Here is a 2,978-nt window from a genome sequence, read left to right as displayed (position 1 = left end):
TTCGAGACGAACGCTAAAAAATAAAATTAAAGCTTACGGGCAATTAGTATTACTCGGCTTCGATGTTACCACCCTTACACCTGTAACCTATCAACGTCGTAGTCTCCGACGGCCCTTAAAAGTAAACTCATCTTGAGGTAGGTTTCACGCTTAGATGCTTTCAGCGTTTATCCTGTCCGTACATAGCTACTCTGCACTGCACCTGGCGGCACAACAGATACACCAGCGGTACGTACGACCCGGTCCTCTCGTACTAAGGTCATGTCCTCTCAATTTACTAACGATCACAACAGATAGGGACCGAACTGTCTTGCGACGTTCTGAACCCAGTTCACGTGCCACTTTAATCGGCGAACAGCCGAACCCTTGGGACCTTCTCCAGCCCCAGGATGTGACGAACCGACATCGAGGTGCCAAACCTCCCCGTCGATATGAGCTCTTGGGGGAGATCAGCCTGTTATCCCCGGAGTACCTTTTATCCTTTGAGCGATGGCCCTTCCATACAGAACCACCGGATCACTTTAGCCTGCTTTCGCACCTGCTCGGCTTGTATGCCTCACAGTCAAGCACCCTTCTACTAATGCGCTCTGCGTACGATTACCAACCGTACTGAGGGTACCTTTGCGAGCCTCCGTTACTTTTTAGGAGGCGACCACCCCAGTCAAACTACCCACCAAACAATGTCCCCCCTTGCAGGGGTTAGACTCTAAATAACAGAAGGTTGGTATTTCAACGTTGACTCCACAACTCCTGGCGAAGCTGCTTCATAGTCTCCCAACTATCCTACACATCTGGCATTCAAAATCAATGTTAAGTTGTAGTGAAGGTTCACGGGGTCTTTCCGTCCCGTTGCGATTAACCGGCATCTTCACCGATACTACAATTTCACCGAGCTCGTGGTAGAGACAGTGTCCAACTCATTAGACCATTCGTGCAGGTCGGAACTTACCCGACAAGGAATTTCGCTACCTTAGGACCGTTATAGTTACGGCCGCCGTTTACTGGGGCTTCAGTCAGGAGCTTTGTATTGCTACGAACACCCTTCCTTAACCTTCCAGCACCGGGCAGGTATCAGGCTCTATACGTCATCTTTCGATTTTGCAGGGCCCTGTGTTTTTGTTAAACAGTTGGTTGGACCATTTTACTGAGACCACATCACTGTGGTACGCCTTATCCCGAAGTTACAGCGTCAATTTGCCTAGTTCCTTTACCACGGATCACTCGAGCGCCTTAGGATATTCTCCTCGACTACCTGTGTCGGTTTACGGTACGGGCTGCTATAACCTAACCTTAGAGGTTTTTCTTGGAAGTCTGATTAGGGACATTATCAGCGCGGCCGAAGCTTTGCTGTACTATCAGGTTCAGCACCAAAAGCGGATTTTCCTACTCTCAGTATACCTACACCCTTTAACGCACTATTCCGTAAGTGCGCAGTCCTTTCACTACTCCGTTACCCCATCGAAATTATAGCAGGTACTGGAATATTCACCAGTTTGCCATCAGCTACGCCTTTCGGCTTTGCCTAAGGACCCGACTAACCCTGATCCGATTAGCGTTGATCAGGAACCCTTAGTCTTACGGCGAGAAGATTTTTCATCTTCTTTATCGTTACTTATGCCTACATTTTCTTTTCTGTACGCTCCAGCATACCTCGCGGTACACCTTCGATGCAGTACAGAATGCTCCCCTACCGATCATACCTCCTGGTATGATCCTAAAGCTTCGGTGGTATGTTTGATGCCCGATTATTTTCCGTGCCCAAACCCTCGACCAGTGAGCTGTTACGCACTCTTTAAATGAATGGCTGCTTCCAAGCCAACATCCTGGCTGTTTTAGGGTTTGAACTGCGTTTGCTCAACTTAACATACCCTTAGGGACCTTAGCTGTTAATCTGGGTTATTTCCCTCTCGGCCATGGACCTTAGCGCCCACAGCCTCACTCCCGCAGATATATCATAGCATTCGGAGTTTATTAGGGTTTGGTAGGCGGTGAAGCCCCCTAGCCCAATTAGTAGCTCTACCTCTATGATAACTCTATATACGAGGCTGTTCCTAAAAACATTTCGGGGAGAACGAGCTATCTCTCAGTTTGATTGGCCTTTCACCCCTATCCACAGGTCATCCCATAGCTTTTCAACGCTAATGAGTTCGGTCCTCCAGTTTGTGTTACCAAACCTTCAACCTGCCCATGGATAGATCACAAAGTTTCGCGTCTACCCCCACTGACTAAAACGCCCTGTTAGGACTCGCTTTCGCTGCGGCTCCGTTACTGAAGAACTTAACCTTGCCAGTGAGGAGTAACTCGTAGGCTCATTATGCAAAAGGCACGCCGTCACCAATTACTTGGCTCCGACCGCTTGTAGGCGCACGGTTTCAGGTACTATTTCACTCTCCTGTTCGGAGTACTTTTCACCTTTCCCTTACGGTACTGGTTCACTATCGGTCTCTAGGGAGTATTTAGCCTTACCAGATGGTGCTGGCAGTTTCACACAGGATTCCTCCGGTCCCGCGCTACTCAGGATACTGCTCGTCCGTCAGTCTGTACGTCTACAGGGCTATCACCTGCTATGGCTCATCTTTCCAGATGATTCAACTTGAACCGACTTTCTAAATGCAGTCCTACAACCCCGGGGCAGCACGCCACCCCGGTTTGGGCTCTTCCCCGTTCGCTCGCCACTACTGAGGGAATCATTAAATTATTTTCTTTTCCTGCAGGTACTTAGATGTTTCAGTTCCCTGCGTTGGCCACCTTTCGGTTGACATGCCTTCAGCATGCCGGGTTGTCCCATTCGGAAATCAACGGATATAACGCTCGTTTGCAGCTCTCCGTTGCTTATCGCAGCTTACCACGTCCTTCTTCGCCTCCTAGAGCCTAGGCATCCACCATGCGCCCTTATTCGCTTTAAAAATCTTTACTACTTTGTTAGCATTCCCATGCTATACAACTTGTTTTCCCAATATGTCAAAGAACTTTTTTTC

At 48.7% G+C, this 2,978-nt stretch carries 1 rRNA gene; it reads right to left on the bottom strand.

Annotation, left to right across the window (positions count from 1 at the left end):
• Positions 1 to 23: 23 nt before the first annotated feature.
• Positions 24 to 2,906: ribosomal RNA gene (locus J7I43_RS24595) — 23S ribosomal RNA — on the bottom strand.
• Between the last annotated feature and the right edge of the window lie 72 nt (positions 2,907 to 2,978).

This window comes from Chitinophaga chungangae, assembly GCF_017742215.1.
GTDB lineage: Bacteria > Bacteroidota > Bacteroidia > Chitinophagales > Chitinophagaceae > Chitinophaga > Chitinophaga chungangae.
Note: the sequence above shows the minus strand (reverse complement) of the source record. Positions and strands in the feature narration are given on the sequence as shown.